16 protein-coding genes are annotated in these 19079 nt (G+C 61.2%); 7 read left to right on the top strand and 9 right to left on the bottom strand.

Annotated features, from left to right (window positions below):
• Nucleotides 1–72: 72 nt before the first annotated feature.
• Nucleotides 73–699, bottom strand: coding sequence for a LysE family translocator (locus AC1DZ8_RS27325; protein WP_477401917.1), 627 nt, complete (start codon nt 697–699; stop codon nt 73–75).
• On the bottom strand, nt 696–2816 hold the full coding sequence (locus AC1DZ8_RS27320) for a S9 family peptidase (protein WP_477302479.1): 2121 nt from the start codon (nt 2814–2816) through the stop codon (nt 696–698). The genes AC1DZ8_RS27325 and AC1DZ8_RS27320 overlap by 4 nt, the downstream gene beginning before the upstream one ends.
• Before the next feature lie 114 nt (nt 2817–2930).
• Between AC1DZ8_RS27320 and AC1DZ8_RS27315 the strand changes: the two genes are divergently transcribed.
• Both AC1DZ8_RS27315 and AC1DZ8_RS27310 read left to right on the top strand, forming a co-directional pair.
• Entirely contained in the window at nt 2931–3302 is a 372-nt protein-coding gene (locus AC1DZ8_RS27315; RefSeq protein ID WP_477302934.1) for an SH3 domain-containing protein, read from the top strand.
• Nucleotides 3303–3715: 413 nt separating this feature from the next.
• Nucleotides 3716–4141, top strand: coding sequence for a Ros/MucR family transcriptional regulator (locus AC1DZ8_RS27310; RefSeq protein ID WP_023673680.1), 426 nt, complete (start codon nt 3716–3718; stop codon nt 4139–4141).
• Between the two features lie 61 nt (nt 4142–4202).
• On the opposite strand, the gene AC1DZ8_RS27305 is transcribed toward AC1DZ8_RS27310, so the two are convergent.
• Both AC1DZ8_RS27305 and AC1DZ8_RS27300 read right to left on the bottom strand, forming a co-directional pair.
• Entirely contained in the window at nt 4203–4631 is a 429-nt protein-coding gene (locus AC1DZ8_RS27305; RefSeq protein WP_477302932.1) for a SufE family protein, read from the bottom strand.
• A 115-nt stretch (nt 4632–4746) separates the two neighbouring features.
• Nucleotides 4747–5121, bottom strand: coding sequence for a DUF5330 domain-containing protein (locus tag AC1DZ8_RS27300; RefSeq protein WP_477302477.1), 375 nt, complete (start codon nt 5119–5121; stop codon nt 4747–4749).
• Nucleotides 5122–5638: 517 nt separating this feature from the next.
• Here AC1DZ8_RS27300 and AC1DZ8_RS27295 point away from each other — a divergent pair.
• The 3 genes from AC1DZ8_RS27295 to AC1DZ8_RS27285 all read left to right on the top strand — a co-directional run bounded on the left by AC1DZ8_RS27295 (nt 5639) and on the right by AC1DZ8_RS27285 (nt 8557).
• Nucleotides 5639–7384, top strand: a complete 1746-nt coding sequence (locus AC1DZ8_RS27295; RefSeq protein WP_477302930.1) for a PAS domain-containing sensor histidine kinase — start codon at nt 5639–5641, stop codon at nt 7382–7384.
• The gene (locus AC1DZ8_RS27290) at nt 7359–8141 is read left to right on the top strand and encodes a peptidoglycan-binding domain-containing protein (protein WP_477302475.1); all 783 of its coding nucleotides are present in this window, start codon (nt 7359–7361) and stop codon (nt 8139–8141) included. The genes AC1DZ8_RS27295 and AC1DZ8_RS27290 overlap by 26 nt, the downstream gene beginning before the upstream one ends.
• Before the next feature lie 68 nt (nt 8142–8209).
• A complete protein-coding gene (locus AC1DZ8_RS27285) occupies nt 8210–8557 on the top strand; it encodes a DUF1491 family protein (RefSeq protein ID WP_477302473.1) in 348 nt (115 codons plus the stop codon).
• Here the strand turns inward: AC1DZ8_RS27285 and AC1DZ8_RS27280 are convergent.
• The 4 genes from AC1DZ8_RS27280 to AC1DZ8_RS27265 form a co-directional block, all read right to left on the bottom strand.
• Complete coding sequence (locus AC1DZ8_RS27280; protein WP_477302471.1) at nt 8544–9554, bottom strand: hypothetical protein; 1011 nt, start codon at nt 9552–9554, stop codon at nt 8544–8546. The genes AC1DZ8_RS27285 and AC1DZ8_RS27280 overlap by 14 nt on opposite strands.
• Nucleotides 9555–9958: 404 nt before the next feature.
• Entirely contained in the window at nt 9959–10507 is a 549-nt protein-coding gene (locus tag AC1DZ8_RS27275; RefSeq protein ID WP_477302469.1) for a DUF1254 domain-containing protein, read from the bottom strand.
• The gene (locus AC1DZ8_RS27270) at nt 10500–11084 is read right to left on the bottom strand and encodes a DUF1214 domain-containing protein (RefSeq protein WP_477401914.1); all 585 of its coding nucleotides are present in this window, start codon (nt 11082–11084) and stop codon (nt 10500–10502) included. Before AC1DZ8_RS27270 ends, AC1DZ8_RS27275 begins: the two co-directional genes overlap by 8 nt.
• An 80-nt stretch (nt 11085–11164) precedes the next feature.
• Nucleotides 11165–13324, bottom strand: coding sequence for a transglycosylase domain-containing protein (locus tag AC1DZ8_RS27265; protein ID WP_477302465.1), 2160 nt, complete (start codon nt 13322–13324; stop codon nt 11165–11167).
• Nucleotides 13325–13627: 303 nt separating this feature from the next.
• Between AC1DZ8_RS27265 and AC1DZ8_RS27260 the strand changes: the two genes are divergently transcribed.
• A complete protein-coding gene (locus AC1DZ8_RS27260; protein WP_477302463.1) occupies nt 13628–15802 on the top strand; it encodes a hypothetical protein in 2175 nt (724 codons plus the stop codon).
• A gap of 113 nt (nt 15803–15915) precedes the next feature.
• On the opposite strand, the gene AC1DZ8_RS27255 is transcribed toward AC1DZ8_RS27260, so the two are convergent.
• Nucleotides 15916–16554 carry a TetR/AcrR family transcriptional regulator gene (locus AC1DZ8_RS27255; RefSeq protein WP_477302461.1) on the bottom strand — a complete coding sequence of 213 codons (639 nt, stop codon included), beginning with the start codon at nt 16552–16554 and terminating at the stop codon, nt 15916–15918.
• A 111-nt stretch (nt 16555–16665) separates the two neighbouring features.
• Here AC1DZ8_RS27255 and AC1DZ8_RS27250 point away from each other — a divergent pair, with 111 nt between their 5' ends.
• A complete protein-coding gene (locus AC1DZ8_RS27250) occupies nt 16666–19077 on the top strand; it encodes a GcvT family protein (RefSeq protein WP_477302459.1) in 2412 nt (803 codons plus the stop codon).
• Nucleotides 19078–19079 lie beyond the last annotated feature (2 nt).

Below are 19079 nucleotides of genomic sequence, written 5' to 3'. Positions count from 1 at the left end.
GAGTGAAAATGAGCAGCGCGGAATTCAAAAAGTGATGATCGGCACGCCTGGATGGGCGCCTTCGCTGCGACGTCAGCGCTGCTGCAAGGCCAGGCGAACGCCCAACGCGCAGTAGATACCGCCGACCACCTTGCCTTGCCATTTCACCACCGATGGATTGCGGCGCAGGAACGTGCCGAGCCGGCCCGCGCTTACGGCAAAGACGACTGTGCTGAAAAGGCCGAGCAGAACAAAGATCATGCCCAGCGTCATCAGCTGGAGCATCACCGATCCGTTTTCAGGCCGCACGAATTGGGGCAGGAAGGCGAGGAAGAAAAGCGCGGTCTTTGGATTGAGCACCTCGGTCAGGACAGCCTGTCGAAACGCCTTGCCGGCGGAGATCGCAAGCGCTCCGGCACCAGGGCTGGCCGGTGTTCTCTCGATGATCGCGCGAATGCCGAGGTAAACCAGATACGCCGCGCCAATGTATTTTACGATGCTGAACAGCGTTGCCGACGTGGCGATGATCGCCGAAATGCCGACCATCGCCATGACGGTATGGAACACATCGCCAGCTGCGACGCCGGCGCCCGTCGCGATGCCAACCCGGGTTCCGGAACTCGTCGCTCGCGCCACGGTCAAAAGTGTGGCCGGGCCTGGAATAAACACAAAGCCAAGCACAACCGCGACGTACGCCATCAAGGTGGATAGATCGATCATGACGCCTCCTTTGCAATCTCGGCCTTGCCCGACACTTTGAGCGCAAAGGAGTAGGTGTAGGCAATCTCCTCCAGCCTCGAAAAGCGGCCGGACGCGCCGGCATGGCCGGAATCCATGTTGATCTTGAACAGCACCGGATTGTCGCCGCTCTTGCGCTCGCGCAGCCGCGACACCCATTTGGCCGGCTCCCAATAGGTGACGCGCGGATCGGTCAGGCCGGCCAGCGCCAGGATCGGCGGGTAGTCGTGATCAGCGACATTGTCATAGGGCGAGTAGGCGGCGATCGTCCGATAGTCCTCCGCCGATGCGATCGGATTGCCCCATTCGGGCCATTCCGGCGGCGTCAGCGGCAAGCTTGCATCGAGCATGGTGGTCATCACGTCGACAAAAGGAACCTCGGCAACGATGGCGCCGAAACTGTCCGGCGCCATGTTGGCGATCGCACCCATCAGCATGCCGCCGGCCGAGCCCCCTTGCGCGACGATGCGGTCGTGTTGTGTGTAACGCTCGGCGACGAGATGCTGCGCGACGGCGATGAAATCGGTGAAGGTGTTCATCTTGTGCGCCCGCTTGCCGTCATCGTACCAGCCATAGCCCTTGTCCTTGCCGCCGCGGACGTGGGCGATGGCAAAGACAAAGCCGCGATCCACCAGTGAGAACCAGTTGGTATTGAAGGCTGCCGGGATGGCGATACCGTAGGAGCCGTAGCCGTAGAGCAGGCAAGGTGCGGAGCCGTCGAGCGGCGTGTCGCGGCGATGCAGGAGCGACACCGGCACAAGTTCGCCATCGGCGGCGGGCGCCATCAGCCGGCGCGTGACATAGTGGTCCGGATCGTGGCCGGACGGCACTTCCTGGGTCTTCAGCAGCACGCGCTCGCGGCTGCGCATGTTGTAGTCGAAGACCTGCGCCGGGGTCGTCATCGACGAATAGGTAAAGCGCATGATCTCGGTGTCATACTCATAGGATCCCGACAGGCCGAGCGAGTAGGCTTCCTCGTCGAACGAGATCAGGTGCTCCTCGCCGTTGCGGCGGTCGCGCACGACGATGCGCGGCAGGCCTTCCTTGCGCTCGAGCCTGACCATATGGTCCTTGAAGCCGACCACCGACAGGATCAGCCGGCCCGGTTCGTGCGCCACCAGCTCTTCCCAGTTGGCGCGCACCGGGTCATCAGCCGGCGCCGTCATGATCTTGAAGTCCTTGGCGCCGTCGGCATTGGTGAGGATGAAGAAGATGTCGCCGCCTTCTTCCAGATCATATTGCAGGCCGATCTCGCGCACCGCCACCAGCTTGGGTTCCGCGAACGGCTCATCGGCGCGCATCAGGCGGTATTCCGAGGTTTCGTGATCGTTGATGCCGATCATGATCCATTTATTGGAGCGCGTGCCGCCGACATCCATGAAGAAGCCGGGATCGGTTTCCTCATAGATCAGCCGGTCATTTTGAGGGCTGTCGCCGAGCGCATGAAACAGCACCTTGGACGGGCGATGATTGTCGTCGAGCCTGGTGTAGAAGAAACCGTCATCAGCGGCATTCCAGGTGCCACCACCACTGGTGGCGTCTATCTGGTCAGGCAATTCCTTGCCGCTGGTGAGGTCGCGCACGCGCAGCGTGAAGAATTCGGAGCCCTTGTCGTCGAACGCCCACAAGAGCTTGCGGTGATCGGCCGAATGGTCGACGCCCCCGAGGCGGAAATACGGCTTGCCCTCGGCTTCCGCGTCGCCGTCGAGCAGGATCTGCTCATCGCCGCCATCGCGCGGCATGCGGAAATAGCGTGGTTGTTCGCCGCCAAGCTTGAACGATGAGCCATAGGCATAGGGGCCATCCTTCATCGGCACGGTCGAATCGTCTTCCTTGATGCGTCCCTTCATCTCGCCGAACAGCTGCTTCTGAAGCTCCAGCGTGTCAGCCATCAGCACTGTCTGATAAGCGTTCTCGGCTTCGAGATGGGCGCGGATGCGGCCATCGAGCAGGGAAGGATCCCTGAACATCGCCTGCCAGTTATCCGCCCTCAGCCATGCATAGTCGTCGATGCGGGTAATGCCGTGATGCGTGTCGAAGACCGGGTGTTTCTCAGGGTTCGGCGGGCTGGCGGTCGGAAAGGCTGGGGTCTTGGTCATTGCGTCTCACTGAAGAAGTTACTTGAATGGCAAGTGAACACGCCGATCAGCGCGGGTTCAAGGGCAGGCAGGCATTGGTGCGGCGGGCTCGGGACAATGAGCCGAAAGGAGAGGATGATGAATTTCTATACCAGCACCGCCGCGGCTCTCGCCGTCGCTTCGACCGTTCTGGCCGTTACCGGCCAGTCTCATGCAACCGCCTTCGCCGCTTGGCAAGTGGCTGGCGTGCCGTTCGGCGACACGCTCAACGTTCGCAAATATCCGTCCAACGCATCCCAGAAGCAGGCCGCTTACCCCAACGGGACGATCCTGCAGATGACCGGCAAGTGCACGGGAGGGCTCAACCTTCTGGAAATCGCCGGTCGGCCGCACTGGAAGCAGAAACAGGCAATTCGCTACCAATGGTGTCAAGTTTGGCACGACCCGGCGCAAAATGGCGGTTTTGTTGCTGGCTGGGTCTACGGAAAATATCTCGTTCCCTATTGAATCCGGTCTAAGCAGGTCTTCCTTCGGCGGGCGTCGTAACACCTTGCAACTTCTGATTTTGTACGAATCCAGCAATTCAGCTATTCGAGCCTACAAAGCATAGGCCAAGCATCGCAATCCACTTTATGAGTCCTTGCTGATTTAGTGATGCATGACCCTACGTCATGCCAGTCCTGGTCCGACCAGAAAATATCGCAAAGTTACAGAGTGCACGAAAGATTGAAGCTGAAGAGCGACTATTCGATGAATATCGTTGAATATAGCGCAAGATGCGAATTGACTTACTTGGTCCGTAGGCTCATTAAGATGCCCGGACGCGAATCCATGAAGCTCTTCCCGCATGAAATTCGCGCCATGCCCGATCTCTCAAAAAGGGCGCAAACAGAAACATCTTTCGTTGGGGCCTGAACACCATGGATATCGTCGAAACACCTTCCCGAAATAGCGATGCGCTGATCGAGCTGACCGCCGATGTGGTCGCCGCTTACGTCAGCAACAATCCCGTGCCAGTTGGCGAACTGCCAAATCTTATCGCCGACGTCCATGCTGCTCTCGGGCGTGTGGGCGGAGCAAGCGAACAGCCTCCTGCCGACAAGCAGAAGCCTGCTGTAAACCCGAAGCGTTCTGTGCATGACGACTACATCGTCTGCCTTGAAGACGGCAAGAAGTTCAAGTCGCTGAAGCGCCACTTGATGACCCACTACGGTCTGACGCCCGATGAATACCGCGAGAAGTGGAATCTCGACGCCAGCTACCCGATGGTTGCCCCCAACTATGCCGCTGCCCGTTCGCAGCTGGCCAAGAAGATGGGCCTCGGCCGCAAGCGCAAGGGGCGGTAATACCGGCTACAGTTCGACAAGATCAACGGCGCCTTCGAGGCGCCGTTTTTTGTTTCCGGAATTAAGCGGTCTGCTTGAGCGCCATCTCGGCGTCGCGCTTAATGCGCTTGACCATCGAGCGCAGACCATTGGCCCGCTGCGGCGACAGATGTTCGTCGAGGCCGAGCGACTTCAGCGTTGCCTCGGCGTCGGTTTCCAGAATCTGGCTGGCAGACCGTCCCGAAAACAACGCCAGCATGATGGCGACCAGGCCGCGCACGATATGGGCGTCCGAATCGCCGGTGAAGGTGATGGCGGGATCGGCGCCCGGCGCTCGGCTCGTGGTTAGCCAGACCTGGCTGACGCAGCCGGGCACCTTGTTCACGGCATTGCGTTCGGCGTCGGGAAATGGCGGCAGCGCTTCGCCGAGCTCGATCACATAGCGATAGCGGTCTTCCCACTCGTCGAGCAGGGAAAAGTCGTCGCGGATCGTCTGGATCGTCGTGGCCATTGCTTGGGATATAGTCATCCGCGGCTGCGGCGTCACGGAAAAAGAAGAAAAACACCGCAGGCGCCGAGAGGTCCGACCGGCCTGCGGTGTCGCTGTAGAGACAGCGGAAACGGTGTTAGTTCTTCGCCACCAGCTTGGCAGGGATGTTGACTGTCGCCGGCAGCACAACGTCCTCGGCGACGCTGCCGGTGGCCAATGAGGTGTCGGGCGACGTCGCGGGTTCGGTGCCCTTGTCGTCCAGCATGGCGGCGGCGATCTTGGCGGTTTCCCTGGCCCGGGCGGTGATCGTATGCATCGCCGACTTGCCGGTCTCGCAGACATCTGGCTTGCGCTCGCAAATGCCGGCGATGTCGCCGACCGCCTCGCGCGCTGCAAACAGTGCCTGGATCGGCCCAACGCTCTCGTGGCCGTTCTCGTCGGCGCCGACGCCCAGCGGCAGCGCCAGCAGCACCAGCGAAAACCAGAACGCCATTCTTATAAGAAAGCCCATCGAATTGCCCTCTCGTCCATGACCGGATCATGTGTCCATGCGCCATGACCTCTTTTATCTCAGCGACAATGACACATGAGGCGCAAAGGACGGCTTGCTTGCCCAGTGAAAATTTTCCTCAAATTTTAGGCAAATTCGAAACGAAGCATTTTGCAATGCATTGGCTTCAAATGCCGGCGATTCCCTTAATCATGCACTAACCATCTAAGCAATTGTTATGCATGGATATATCCGGGAGTGCTGGCATGCCGGCTCACGCCTTTTGCCCATAACGCTCCGTTTACTATGGCCGCAAATGACGGCGCATTCCGGCGCCGGCGCCGCAATTTTTGCCGCAGGGCGGGCGTTGTTCCGGTCAGCCTTATTCATTCCTTAAACGCTGGATGCGAGTTTCAAACAAACAAAAACGACCTGCAAAGCAGGGGCTGTCACGACCGGGTGCGAGTGCGTTGAGTTGAGTTTGATAAAGGCCAGATATCTTGAACTGCCTGGCGCGCTGGCGGCCGGTTGCGAACGCATGGTCCATCCGGTCATCGTCGGCCGGGACGACCGCCTGCGCCAGCGCCGCTTCATCGGCATCATGCTCGCCGCTCCGTTCTTTACCGCGGGTGCTGCTGTGACACTGGTCACCTCGGGCATGGGCGCCGCCGTTACCGTCGCAACAATCTTCGCCGCCTTCGGTCTTTGCTGGTTCGCCGCCTTGCTGGTGGCGGCGTCGGGCAAGATGGCGCTGGCCGCCCAGGTCGCGCTTGCCGCCGGCAGTCTTGCCCTTGCCGGCGTCATCGCGGCAGCGGGCGGCCTGGCGTCGCCGGTTGCGCTGCTGGCTCTGGCGCTTCCATTCGAAGCCTGGTGGATCGGCGGTTCAAGGCGCGCGGCACTTTGGGGTGGCATCGCCGCCCTTGCCGCAGTGCTGCTGCAGCCCTTTGTCGGCTCTGTCGTCCCGCTCGGCGCGGTGCAAGTCGCGGCATGGCACTGGCTGCTGCCGCTGGCCTGGGGGTTGACGCTGGTTCCCCGGCTTGCAGCCCTTGGCGATGCCGTACGCGCGCAGCCTGCGCTCCTTCCAAGCGATCGCCTCGAAGACATGATCGACGCCGTTGTCCTGCATGTCGCTCGGCATGGCGAAGTCCTGGATGCATCGGCCAGGGCGCGCACCATGCTGAAGCTGCCGCCGGAACTGCTTTTCGGCGCCGGGTTGTTTGACCGCATCCATCTGTCCGATCGCGTTGCTTATCTGAGCGCGCTTGCCGACCTGCGCGATGGCGCCCTGACGCGGCGGCTCGATCTTCGGGTGCGGCTGCCGCAGGACGGCAATGCTCCGATGGCCGACAATTACCGGCCATTCCAGCTCGAACTGGTTCGGGCCGAAGAGCAGCAGGAGACCTTCACCCTGCTGCTGCGCGAGAACGACGAGATCGCCGAACTGCGCGACGAGCTTGCCGCCGCCAATGAGGCGGCAGCCTCGGCTGAGGTGGCGAAGGGCCGCTTCCTGGCCGTCGTCAGCCACGAGCTTCGCACGCCGCTCAACGCCATCATCGGTTTTTCCGACATGCTGCTGCATGAGATGTTCGGCGGCTTCAAGGACCCGCGCCAGAAGGAATATGTCGGCCTGGTCAGGGATTCGGGCCAGCATCTGCTTGCCGTCGTCACCTCGATCCTGGACGTGTCGAGGATCGAGGCCGGCGCCTACGCGACCGAGCCCGAACCGTTCCGCTTCATCGAGGCGGTCGAGATGTGCCAGTCGATGATGCAGCTGCAGGCCAATACCAAGAACATCGACCTCCAGGCGCAGATTGCGCCCGACGCCGGCGAGATCAATGCCGACCGCCGCGCCGTGCAGCAGATCCTGATCAACCTTGTCTCCAACGCGGTCAAGTTCACGCCGGATGGCGGCGATGTCGTCGTCGGCGCCAAGCGGATCGGCTCGCGGCTGCATTTCTGGGTCAGGGACACCGGCATCGGCATCGCCGAAGAGGATTTCGCCAATCTCGGCAAGCCGTTCATGCAGATCCAGAACGACTATACGCGCCGCTTCGAGGGCACCGGGCTCGGCCTGTCGCTGGTCAAGGGCCTGGTGGCCCTGCACGACGGCACGATGTCGATCGAGAGCATGCCGGGCGAGGGGACCACGGTCACGATCAGCCTGCCGGTGAACGGGCCGAAGGCGCGCGCGACCGACAGGAACGGCGTGCTGCCGATGCCCGTGACGAGGACGAAGGGCGACGCGAAAGGGGACAGGAATGGCTCGCTCCGCAAAACAGCCTAAGGCGGTCAAGCGCCGCAGCAGCGCTTTCGAGGCCGGTGCGATTGCGCTCGGCGGCGCCATCTCGCGCAATCCGGTCCTGGTCGGCGGCTCGACCGCCTTTCTGGTGACGCTGTTCTACGTTTCCGCCAACGCGCTGTGGTACCAGCCGTTTCCGCATGCCGGCGCCTTCTTCGCCACCCGCAGCATCGAGGGTTTTCCGCACCCCGGCACAGACGAACCTGAAACCACCATCAACATCCTGCGGCCTGCGCCCGTTAAGAGCGACCCGACTGTCGAGCAGGTCCAGGGCATCCTGAAGGACCTCGATTTCTATACAGGCACCGTCGATGGCATTTCCGGGCCGAATACCCACAAGGCAATCCAGGCCTACCAGCAGAAGGTCGGTTTGCCGGCATCCGGTGAGATCGACGCCGTCCTGCTCGACCAGCTCGGCGCCAAGCAGACGACGGCGGGTATTCCGCATCCGGCGCCACGGCCCGTGGATATGGCCGCTGCTCCCGCTGCCGCGCCCGTGGCCGCCCCCGCGCCCATTCCAGTCTCAGCGCCGGCATCCGCCCAGGCGCCCGATCCCCGCATCGTCAAGATCCAGGCCGGGTTGAAGGCATTCGGCAATGACGACATGCAGCTCGACGGCGTCGTCGGCGCCCGCACCAAGGCTGCGATCAAGGAATTCCAGTCACTGTTCGGCCTGCCCGAGACCGGCGAGCCCGACGAGGTCGTCTACGTCAAGATGCGCGAGATCGGCCTGACCAACTGACGAGACGACCGCTCGCGGATCGGCGAAAATCCGGCTAAGACGCTGCGCATGTCCTCCGGAACTCTCCCATGCGCGTAACCACCGATCTTTGGGTGTCGGCCCTGCTGCGCCGTGTGTTCGGTGCTGGCGGCTTTGCGGCCATTGTCAAGCGCGGTGCGACCGAGGCCGGCGCGGTCTTCGTGCTGTCGCGTGGCCGGCTCGGGGAAGTTTCCTTGTTCGGCCCGGCGCCGCAGACCAGCTACGATTCGGCCAAACCGGATGACCGGTTTTTTACGCTGCTCGGCGCCGGCGACGATGCCGCCGTGCTGGATGCCAGGCTGGAGCGGGAGAAAAAATTCGATCCCGATATCTGGGTGGTCGAGATCGAGGCCGGCTCGGTCCCCGTCGAGGAGCTTCTCTCCGTCAAGACGCCTTGAGGCTGGCCCCTAAACTGGCCTTGTCGCCGTCCGGCGCCTGGTCGGCGTTCGCGGCGGCGAGTGCATTGCCGCGCACCGATCGCGAAAGTGTTTCGGCCTTCCAACCGCGGAGCTTTTCGAGAGCGGCCTCGTGGTGCAGCAGCCGGTAGCGGTCGAGGAAGATGCGGATCGCCTGCGGGTGAGGGAATTCCTTGGGGTAGACGGCGACCGTGATCAGGAATGCCCTGTCCTCGCTGAGGTCGAGCGCCCGCAAGCCGGCGAGCAGCGAGACGTAGCTCGACTGCTCGGTCAGCGCGCGCGCCGTCGAAAAGTCGATGTCGAGCGCGTCGGCAAGCGCGGTCTGGAAGAAGGCGGCGTTGCCCGTCAGCGCCGTCTCGCGCAGCTTGCTGTAAGTTGCTGAGCCGACGAAAGGATTGACCGATGTCGCCTCGCTCTCGGCGAGCATCATCGTGCGCAGCCGGCGCCTGGCGCTTTCGGCAGCGCTGCCGGGCAGTTTGGGTGAGCTGGGAGCGGCGGCAGCGGGTTCGGCACTGTCGCCCGTCACTTGGGCGATCGGCTCGGGCTGCCGCACCCGCACCAGCGTCGGCCTTTCCAGCGCCTTGATCAACTGCGCGATGGTCGGGTTCAAATCCTTGCGGCGGGCAATGGCGCGCGCATGCGGCAGGCCGTGGCGGCCGATCAGCGCAATCAGGTCGATATCGCTCAGGGCGCGGGAACGGACAATCAAGGGCGCGCAGACATCGACTGGCTCCTCGCAAAGCCGCCGCACCAGGGCAGCCGGCGCATATTCGCATTCGGAAAGGGCGGCGGCGACATAGCGGCGTGATTCGACCGACACGCTGTCAAACAGCGGCAGCGTCAGATCCTCGAGCTGGGCGATCTCGCGGCGCGACGGGCGGGTCAGCGAGCAGAACGCCGACACCGCGGCGCGAAACAGCCTTTCGGCTTTTCCCGACTCCGTTCGTATAGCGATTTGCCTGAAATCCGAAACTGACACGGAAGATACGCCCGACACTCGACACGACCCGGACCATGCTCAACCGCAACTGTGTCGGTTTCGCGTGAGGCCTGGAACAAACATCAAATTAGCGGCGATCCGTTAGCGCTCCGTTAACCCTCTGCCTGCCTTAATCACATTTGGAGGCGTTGCGTTGTGCTCCGGGGCAACCGAGAGGAATACGCGAACCATGGGCATGGTACTGTCTTTTGTGCCGCGACGGGCACCAGTCAATCGAGCAGTTCAGAACACCGGTACGCCGGCGGCGGTGATCATTTTCCCTGGCGTCCGCTACGAGCATCCGCCGGCGGCGGGCGGGGCGCGGCCAGCCGGCTCGGACAAGCCAGGCACACCAAACATGCCTGTTCCGCACCACTGAGCCGCCTCCTGATCAGGGCTGAAAATCAGTAGTCCTGCAGCTCGCAGGAACTCTGGTCCAGAAACTGCGACACAACCGGCTTCCAGCTGTCGTCAGGCACGAAGGCGCGGATGACGAAGATGCCTTCCTCGATCGGCGCTTCGACGAATATCGCCCCTTGCAAATCCTCCGGCAACTCCCGGCGCACGTCGATCATCTGCGCCGGCGTCAGCACCACGGTGTCGAGCTTGTTGCCGGTTGCTGTGTGGTCGTTGAAGGAATAGAAATTGTGGCCGTTGCGGTCATAGACCGACACCGACCAGAACGGCACGCTGCCCGGCGCCTTGATGCGCACCACGCCTTCGGCAAGGTCGAAGCGGCAGGCGGCGGCGTAAAACAACGGATCGACCGACTTGACCACAGGCGCGCCGCCGGCCTCGGCGTCGAGCCTGGTCATCTTGTAGAGGTCGGACGCCATCGCCAGCCGTGACCAGGCGTCGCGCTCGGTAAACTCCGGCACCAGCAAAAGCACCACGATGTGAACGATGCCGGCGCCGAGCAGGCCGAGCAGGACGGCGTGCAGCAGCCTACGCATTGCAGCCCGCCTTGACGATGCGGGGCAGCGTCACGTCGGAAAGGCCGGTACTCGAGGCGATCGGCGTGTCATAGAAGGTGAGCACGAAATACATCCGGCCAAAACCCTCGGTCAGAAGCCAGTTGCCGGGCGCCGGGCGGTTGCCGACGGCAATGATCACCGAATTGTCGGGCTGGCGCAGCACCTGGTAGGACTGCAGCGCCGCCAGCCTCGGCTTGCCGGTGTCGACCACGCCGAGCGACTGATCGGCGGCATAAAGTGTCCAGAACCGGGCGGTGGGGAAACTGCCTTCGATCCTGTAGTCGCATTGCCGCTGAAGCTCGTCGCCGGCCGCATCGCGTTCGGCGATGAAAGACAGCCCCTCCGCCTTGCCCAGCGCCAGCACGCCCTCGCGCGCCACGCGCGCCTTCGAATAGGGGTCGGCATTTTGCGTGCCGATCTCGGGGAAGGCGGTCCATTGGCCGATGCTGATCGCACCGACGCCGCTCTGCGCCTGCAGCGCATACCAGACGCTGCCGCCGCCGCCGCCGATGGCAATGGCAAGCGAAAGCAGCGTGAAAAAGGCGGTCTTGAGCATGAAGAACCGGGACGAGAGAATTGTCGTTCGGGGATATAGCGGGGCAGGCCGTAGAGCAAGCGGGGCTGTGGAATGGCGGATCAGAGCGCCGACAGGGTCTCCGGCGCCGATGGTGCGCTGAGCACGGGTGCTGTCTGGAACACCTTCGTCATCTCGCGCAGCGTTTGCGTCGTGCGGCTGGACAGCACCGGCGGACGCTCGGCAGCGGCATCGGCGGCCGCCTGGTCGGCATTTTTCTTCTCTGCCTCTTCGGCCTTGGCGGCGATCTCTTCGTCAACAAAAGGCTTGTCGAGACCGGGGATCGGCTTCAGGTCGATGTTCTGGTGCGCGTAGACCATCAGCCGCTGCCACACCATCGCCGGCAGCGTACCGCCGGTCATGTTGCGGGTTGGGGTGAAGTCGTCATTGCCGAGCCACACGGCGGCCGTGTAGTTGCCGGTGAAGCCGACGAACCAGGCGTCGCGGTAGGACTGCGTCGTGCCCGTCTTGCCGGCAACGACGATGTTGGGCAGCTGCGCGCGCCGCGCCGTGCCGATGGCCGGCACCGCCGCCAGCATGGTGTTCATGTATTTCAGCGCCTGTTCGGACAAGACGCGATGCGGCGCCGCCGCATCCTTGGCCCAGTCGTAGACCACCTCGCCGGTGCGGGTGACGAGCTGGGTGATGCCGTGGCGGGAGCCGGCGAAGCCGTCCTGCGCGAACACGCTGTAGCCCGTCGCCTGGTCCATCACCGTCATGCCCGACGTGCCGAGCACCATGGTCTTGTGCGATTCCAGCGGCGATTCCACACCGAATGATTCCGCCATCGCCTTGATCGGGCCGATGCCGAGATAGTCCTTGGCCAGCCGCACCGGCACGGTGTTGATCGATTTGGCGATCGCCGTGATCAGCGTCACATTGCCGGCCGAGCCGCCATTGTAATTGTGCGGCGACCAGCCGCCCCAGCTGATCGGCCCGCCTGAGACGACGGAGTCCGGCGTGAAGCCATGCTCCATCGCGGTGGCGTAGACGTAAGGTTTGAAGGACGAACCGGTCTGGCGCAGCGCCTTGGTGGCGCGGTTGAACTGGCTGGCGCCATAGTCACGGCCGCCGACAATGGCGCGCACCGCGCCGTTGGTCTCGATCACCACCACGGCGCCTTCGGTGACGTTGTATTCCTTGCCGAACTGGCGGAGGTGGAATTCGACGGACTCTTCCGCCGCCTTCTGGATGTTGGCGTCGAAGGTGGTGTGGGCGACCAGCGAATGCTGGCCGGGCTTGGCGATCTTCTTGACCTCGTCGAAGGCCCAGTCGAGGAAATAATCCGGACTTTTCTGCTCGCCGCGGTCGACGATCTCGGCCGGATGCAGCCTTGCCTGCAACACCTGGCCTTCGGTCATGAAGCCGGAATCGACGAGGTTGGACAGAACCACATTGGCGCGGGCACGGGCAGCCGGCAGGTTGATGTGCGGGGCGTATTTGGTCGGCGCCTTGAACAGGCCGGCCAGCATCGCCGCCTCGGCGAGGTTCAGATCCTTGACGCTCTTGCCAAAATAGAAATCCGCCGCCGCCTCGATGCCGAACGTGCCGCCGCCCATATAGGCGCGGTCGAGATAGAGCTGCAGGATCTCCTTCTTCGACAGATTGGCCTCCAGCCACAGCGACAGGAAGGCTTCCTTGATCTTGCGCTGCAAGGTCCGCTCATTCGACAGGAACAGGTTCTTGGCCAGCTGTTGGGTGATGCTGGAGCCGCCCTGGACGACAGAATTGGCCCGCACATTCTCGAAGATGGCGCGCGACAGGCCAAGCACGTCGATGCCGTAATGCTCGAAGAAACGCCGGTCCTCGGTCGCCAGCACTGCCTTGATGACATGATCCGGCATCTCGTCGACCGGAACGGAATCGCGCTGGATGATGCCGCGCTGGCCAATCTCGTTGCCGTAGCGGTCAAGGAAGGTGACGGCGAAATCGCCCTGGCTGCGCCAGTCGCCCGTGGTGATCTGGAAGGCCGGCATCGCCAGCGCCAAGAGCACCACGAAGCCGCCGGCGCCCATGGTGAAACCTTCGCTCAGCACTTCGATGATGCCGCGCCGCCAGCCGGTGACGCGAAAGCGTCGCGAAAAAATGGTTGCCGATTCCCAGAACTGGCCGGCCTTGAAGCCAATTTCGTAGAGGGAGGAATCGATCCACGCATCCACCGCCAGCAGTGCGGCGGCGATCGGACCTCTTCTTCTTGGACGTCGTTCTAAAGGACTGGCCATTCCCGAAACTCACCCCACCACGACCTGAAGACCGCAAGCGGGCAATTTCAGGGCGGGCACACCCGGCGAAGACTATTCATCCATTTCACCCGGCTCACAAGGGCAGCCGGGCCACACCGCACGGATTGTTGCTAGCAGCTCCAAGGAACGACAGCGACGCCCCTGCCTTAGGATCTGCCTGAGGCATGCGAGAGGGCATCTAGTGGTCGACATTCGGCCGCGTTTGTTTAACCTGCACCATGTCAAACACAGCCGCGAACAGCGTTGCAGTTGTCCAGCGTCCTTTCTCGTCGGAGGAAAATCATGTCGATTGCGGCCAGCCGGTTTGAGCTCGCTTTGACAACAATGAAGGGGTCTGACTGGGAGTACTTTGAAAGGTTATGTTCGACCTTCCTAGCGACCGAATTCCCGGGACTGCGCACAACCGCGAGTGCCAGTGGTGATGGTGGCCGAGACGCTGAAGTATTCTCGGACCTCGAGGCTCCCCGCGTTAAGTTTCAGTATTCTGTTAGAAAGGACTGGAATGCAAAGTTGCTTGAAACAATAAAGCAGATACGAAAGGATTTTCCAGATACTACATCAATAGTGTTTATGTCAAATCAGAAAATAGGTGCGGCTTCAGATGGAATCAAGGCTGATTCGGCCAGAAATGGAATCAACATTGATGTACGGGATCAATCGTGGTTTATCGAGCGAATGGATCTGGATGAATCCAGGCGCTCTGCAGCGCTTGAGCTGGCTCGAGTATTTGTTGATCCGCTCCTTGAAGCAAAAGGTATTTTGCCGGGAAATGTAGAGCTGAAAGGGCAAGAGGCGAGAACTGCACTTCACTACTTAGAAATGCAAGCGCATGACGAAGACGCAGCTAAGGGATTAACTAAATCCTGCTACGACGCCCTAGTAAAGTGTGTCCTTCGGTATACGAGTGCCGAAAATAAAATGAAAGGTGAGGAAGTTTATTCTGCCATAAACAAGTTGCTACCGCGGCATTCTCCTCATCAGCTGAGGCCATTCATCGAAAGTTCGTTAAAGAGGCTATCGAAAACGGTGTTGAAGCATTGGAGGAAGTTGGATGAATACCATCTAAGCTTTGAGGAGCGCGAAGCAACCAAGGATCGAGTCGCTGACCTTAAGATTTTAAATGATGCCTTTCAGCAAGACGTAGATGAAATATTGGATAGAACAAAATTGCCGGACGAAGAAACTGAAGTAAAATTTAGCTCTATAATAAGAAATGCCATTGAGATATATTTCTATAGGTCCGGTGAAGAATTCGCTCAATCTCTAGTGAGTGACAAGAATATGGCCCTAAATGCCGACCTCATGGGTGACGTTATTGGTGGTCTATCACCCAAGGGAAAGCTTAACGACGGTAGAACTTATCAGAGCTTCTTGCATGAAACGTGCCTAGATATTCTAGAAACTCCTAGCCAACCTACTCGCGAGTTGCTCCGATTGCTGTCGACCGCTTACACCCTTTTTGCATTTTTGTCGGAAGTCCCTGACGTTCAGAAGGCTACAAAAAAGCTCTTTGAGCATGGTGTGATTTGGCTTGATACGACCGTCATCTTGCCACTCATCGCCGAGCAGGCTTTCGACCCCGATTTGCGGCCTTTTACGCGAATGTTGGCTCAACTTTCCCGAACCGGCACAAAACTGCTGGTCACGGATGGGATTATGAATGAGTGCGAACGCCATATAAACCTATGTAAGACCTACTATCGAATGTCGTCGGGCGCTTGGAAAGGTCGCGTCCCATATCTCTATGGGCAGTACACGGCACAAGGGCGCAAGAATAGTGACTTTCTGATTTGGCTTGAGGGGTTTGCTGGCGAGTTTAGGCCAATTGAGGATCTCTTAGACTTTCTATCGGATACGGCAAATATCGAACTAGCAGAAACGCCGGAATTATCCAGGTTGGATACCGATGTGATCTATGAAGTTCGAGAATACTGGAGGAAGATTCATGACAAACGCAGACGGGGAGATGAGGGGTTCAGTATCAATGCTCATCGCCTTTCAGAGCACGATTCTGAAAACTACTTAGCGGCCTTGGCTCAGCGAAAGCGGCATACAGGGGCATCTGTGCTTGGATACTCGAGCTGGTATTTGACGCTTGATAGCGCGGCGTGGTCGCTGCTGAAGAATGTAGACAAGGACGTTGCAAAGTTAATAGGTCATGCCCCTCTTATTTCTATAGATTTTCTAATGAAATACCTGGCTTTTGGCCCTCGCCGTGATCAAATTGACACGTCCGGCGTCGGTTGGTCTCGGATTTTTATTGCACCGGTATTCGAAACGATACCGAAGGATGTTATCGAGGTTGCTGAAAAGGTTCGAACGGACAACGTTGGTCTTCCAGAACGACTTATAAGACGACGCATCCGCGACGAGCTAGACAAGCAGAGAATGGCAGCAGGAGTTGCCCAGAAGGCTGGTTTGGAGGGAGCGGAGTCAGCTTTCCTTGGCGAGTTGTGAGGTCGTTCGTCAGCGTATTTTCTGACAAATAGCGTTGAATCTCCGGCTATTCCTAGCGTGGCATTTCGATTCGGCTTCCGAAGGTACGAGATCGCTTCGGCGATGAATGCATATCAGCGCGCAGCGATGAAGTGCATGAAATGCGCCACATCGGCGTCGCTCGGCTCCTGGCCGGTGAAGGCGCGCAGATAGGCGGCGAGATGGCTGACCCGCGCCTCGACCGGCTCCTTGAGGTCGAGCACGTAATAGCCGATCTGCATGTAGTAGAGCACACGTGCCCGGATGAAGGCGTCTTCCTCGTCATAGCCGTGGCCGCGATACATCTCGCGGATGGCGCCAAGGCGGTCATTGTCGGCCTGGTCGATGGCGGCGCGAACATCGTCTGAGCGCCGTGCCCATTCGCGGACGGCAAAATCGAGCCTGGGATCGAACAGGCGCTCGTCGGCCCAGCATTCGAACACGTTCATGACGCCCATAATGATGGTTGCGGCCGGCCGCCCGGCGCGCTCGACGATCGCCTTGGTGTTGGTATCATGCCAATGGGCGAGCAGCTGGTCGAGCAGGTCCTGGCGGCTCTGGAAATACCAGTAGAAGCTCGAGCGCGAGACGCCGAGCTTCTGGCCGAGCGTCAGCACCCGCACGCTTTCGATGCCATCCGCGATGAGGGTCTGCAGCGCCAGATCGATCCAGTCCTGGCGCGTCACCTTGATGTTGCCGGGTGCCGGCTCGGCCTGCGGAGCAATCATGATCATGGACCCACAAGTGCCATGGCGCTGAATTCTGCGCAAGCTCTGGACATAAGTGTCTAGACACATGTGTCCAGTGTATGTATCGTGTGGGCATCCAACGAGAGGGAGAGGCTCGTGAAGTCGCATTATCGGGCGGTCGTGATCGGGGGAGGCGTGGTCGGCGCCTCGGTGCTTTACCATCTGGCGCGCTTCGGCTGGAGCGACGTGGCGCTGATCGAACGTGCCGAGCTGACCGCCGGTTCGACCTGGCACGCCGCGGCAGGCTTCCATGCCCTCAACGCCGATCCCAATGTCGCAGCACTGCAGGATTATACGATCAAGCTCTATCGCGAGATCGAGGCCGAGTCCGGCCAGAATGCCGGCCTGCATATGACCGGCGGCGTCAACATGGCGAGCGATCCTCAGCGCTGGGAGTGGCTGAAATCGGCTTGGGCAGTGTTCCAGTCGGTCGGCATCGAGACCGCGCGGCTGGTGACGCCGGAAGAGATCAAGGCTATGTGCCCGATCGTCGATGTCAACGGCGTGTTGGGCGGCCTCTATGATTCCAACGAAGGCCATCTCGATCCCTATGGCACCACGCATGCCTATGCAGGGGCCGCGAAAAAACGTGGCGCCGATGTCATCCTGCGCAACCGGGTGCTCGATCTGAAGGCGCGCGCCGATGGCGGCTGGGATGTGCTGACCGAACAGGGCACGATCGTCGCCGAACATGTCGTCAATGCTGCAGGTCTGTGGGCCAAGCAGGTCGGCCGCATGGCCGGCGTCGAGCTGCCGGTGACGCCGATGGAGCATCATTACTTCGTCACCGAGGACATTCCGGAGGTGGCCGCGCTCGACAAGGAGCTCGGCCTCGCCGTCGACCTCGACGGCTTCTCCTATCTGCGCCAGGAGCGCAAAGGCGTCCTGCTTGGCGTCTACGAGCAGAATCCGAAACACTGGAACATGGACGGCGCGCCGTGGGATTACGGCATCGAGCTGATCCCCGAGGACATCGACCGCATCAGCCCCGAGCTCACCAAAGCCTATGAGCGCTTTCCCTGCCTGGCGCACGCCGGCATCCGCAAATGGGTCAACGGCGCCTTCACCTTCACGCCCGACGGCAACCCGCTCGTCGGCCCGGTGCGCGGCTTGAAGAACTACTGGGTTGCGTGCGGCGTCATGGCGGGCTTCAGCCAGGGCGGCGGCGTCGGCAAGTCGCTGGCCGAGTGGATGATCCATGGCGAGCCGCAAGCCGACATATTCGGCATGGACATCGCCCGCTACGGCGCTTTTGCCGCCAACCGCGAATATCTGAAGCAGACGACGCGCCAGTTCTATGCCCGCCGCTTCGTCATGACCTTCCCCAATGAGCGCCTGCCCGCCGGCCGGCCACTGAAGCGGCCCGGCGCCTACGACGGCATGACGGCGGCGGGATGCGAATGGACGTCCTCCTGGGGGCTGGAAATCCCCGCCTATTTCGCGCCGATCGGCTTTCGCGAGGAGACGACGCTGAAGCGCTCCAACGCCTTCGATATCGTCGGCGACGAGGCGTTGCAGGTGCGGCGCGCCGCTGGCCTCGTCGATACCTCGGCCTTCTCGCGCTATGCGGTATCGGGGCCTGGCGCGGAGGCCTGGCTCGACCGGCTGCTGGCGTCGAAACTGCCGAAGCCGGGGCAGGCGAGGCTGGCGCCGATGCTTGGTCCGGACGGCAGGCTGAAGGGCGATCTCACTGTGCTCAACTGGGGCGGCGGCGAATACTGGCTGATGGGTTCCTACTATCTCCGGGAATTCCACATGCGCTGGTTCGAGGCGCATGCGGCGCAGGGTGTCTCCGTCATCGACATCTCCGACACAGTCAGCGGCTTCCTCGTCACCGGGCCGAACGCGCGGGATATCGTGGCGCGGACCACGCATCAGGATGTCTCGGCAAGCGCCTTGCCCTTCATGGCCTGCGGCCGGTTCGACATCGGCATGGTGAGCGCTCGCGTGGCGCGGCTGTCGATCGCCGGCGAGCTCGGCTTCGAGATCAATTGCCCGACCGTCATGCACGCCGCCTTGCGCGAAACCCTGCTCGCCGCCGGCGCAGATCTCGGCCTGGCGGAAGTCGGTTTCTATGCGCTCAATGCGCTCAGGCTGGAAAAGAGTTTTGGCATCTGGTCGCGCGAATTTACGCAGGCCTACACGCCGGCGCAAACCGGCCTCGACCGTTTCATCGCCTTCTCCAAGGGCGATTTCATCGGCCGCGAGGCTGCGTTGAAGGAACGCGATACCGGTGTCCGGCGACGGATCGTGACGCTGGAGGTCGATGCCGTCGATGCCGACGCCAGCGGCTTCGAGCCGGTCTGGCATAAGGGCCGGCGCGTCGGTTTCGTCACCTCCGGCGGCTATGGCTACACCATTGGCAAAAGCGTCGCGCTGGCGTTGATGGACGACGATTTCGCCGGGGAGGGCACCGGGCTTTCGGTGCACATTGTCGGCGTCGAGCGGCCGGCGCGCGTTATTCCGGCCTCACCCTACGACCCTGACGGCAAGGCAATGCGGCAATGAGG

The sequence above is a fragment of the Mesorhizobium sp. P2_F7 genome (assembly GCF_056403695.1).
This window is presented reverse-complemented; position numbering and strand designations above follow the sequence as displayed.

Excerpts from the sequence above, each read along its gene's own strand:
- AC1DZ8_RS27325 (WP_477401917.1), bottom strand. The coding sequence starts at position 699 with ATGATCGATCTATCCACCTTGATGGCGTACGTCGCGGTTGTGCTTGGC.
- AC1DZ8_RS27320 (WP_477302479.1), bottom strand. The coding sequence starts at position 2,816 with ATGACCAAGACCCCAGCCTTTCCGACCGCCAGCCCGCCGAACCCTGAG.
- AC1DZ8_RS27315 (WP_477302934.1), top strand. The coding sequence starts at position 2,931 with ATGATGAATTTCTATACCAGCACCGCCGCGGCTCTCGCCGTCGCTTCG.
- AC1DZ8_RS27310 (WP_023673680.1), top strand. The coding sequence starts at position 3,716 with ATGGATATCGTCGAAACACCTTCCCGAAATAGCGATGCGCTGATCGAG.
- AC1DZ8_RS27305 (WP_477302932.1), bottom strand. The coding sequence starts at position 4,631 with ATGGCCACGACGATCCAGACGATCCGCGACGACTTTTCCCTGCTCGAC.
- AC1DZ8_RS27300 (WP_477302477.1), bottom strand. The coding sequence starts at position 5,121 with ATGGGCTTTCTTATAAGAATGGCGTTCTGGTTTTCGCTGGTGCTGCTG.
- AC1DZ8_RS27295 (WP_477302930.1), top strand. The coding sequence starts at position 5,639 with ATGGTCCATCCGGTCATCGTCGGCCGGGACGACCGCCTGCGCCAGCGC.
- AC1DZ8_RS27290 (WP_477302475.1), top strand. The coding sequence starts at position 7,359 with ATGGCTCGCTCCGCAAAACAGCCTAAGGCGGTCAAGCGCCGCAGCAGC.
- AC1DZ8_RS27285 (WP_477302473.1), top strand. The coding sequence starts at position 8,210 with ATGCGCGTAACCACCGATCTTTGGGTGTCGGCCCTGCTGCGCCGTGTG.
- AC1DZ8_RS27275 (WP_477302469.1), bottom strand. The coding sequence starts at position 10,507 with ATGCGTAGGCTGCTGCACGCCGTCCTGCTCGGCCTGCTCGGCGCCGGC.
- AC1DZ8_RS27270 (WP_477401914.1), bottom strand. The coding sequence starts at position 11,084 with ATGCTCAAGACCGCCTTTTTCACGCTGCTTTCGCTTGCCATTGCCATC.
- AC1DZ8_RS27265 (WP_477302465.1), bottom strand. The coding sequence starts at position 13,324 with ATGGCCAGTCCTTTAGAACGACGTCCAAGAAGAAGAGGTCCGATCGCC.
- AC1DZ8_RS27260 (WP_477302463.1), top strand. The coding sequence starts at position 13,628 with ATGTCGATTGCGGCCAGCCGGTTTGAGCTCGCTTTGACAACAATGAAG.
- AC1DZ8_RS27255 (WP_477302461.1), bottom strand. The coding sequence starts at position 16,554 with ATGATCATGATTGCTCCGCAGGCCGAGCCGGCACCCGGCAACATCAAG.